At 64.0% G+C, this 261-nt stretch carries 1 protein-coding gene; it reads right to left on the bottom strand.

Going from position 1 to position 261, the window contains the following annotated elements; all coding sequences use genetic code 11:
• The coding region (locus tag CH341_RS32850) for a superoxide dismutase family protein (RefSeq protein WP_146604801.1) at positions 1 to 261 on the bottom strand (261 nt) is incomplete at both ends.

Below are 261 nucleotides of genomic sequence, written 5' to 3'. Positions count from 1 at the left end.
AGCCGACGCGGCTGCCGGCATCGCCGGATGGCTGGCTGGTGTAATCGTCGGCGCCGGCATGGATCATCAGCGCTGAGCCGTCGTCATCCATCAGCGGCGCGTCGCCTTCGTTGAAGCGCACGCGGGTGTTGAAGACGTCGATATTGGTCGCCTGCCCGTCGACGACCTCGAAGTTTGGCATATCGCCGGCATGCATGCCGCCCTCGGTCATGATCCCGTGCTTGGCGTCGGTCGGATTGTAATGGCCGCCGGACTTCTTGA

The organism is Rhodoplanes roseus, from assembly GCF_003258865.1.
In the GTDB taxonomy this organism is placed as follows: Bacteria; Pseudomonadota; Alphaproteobacteria; order Rhizobiales; family Xanthobacteraceae; genus Rhodoplanes; species Rhodoplanes roseus.
The sequence above is the reverse complement of the archived record's forward strand: the minus strand, read 5'-3'. Positions and strand labels throughout refer to the sequence as shown.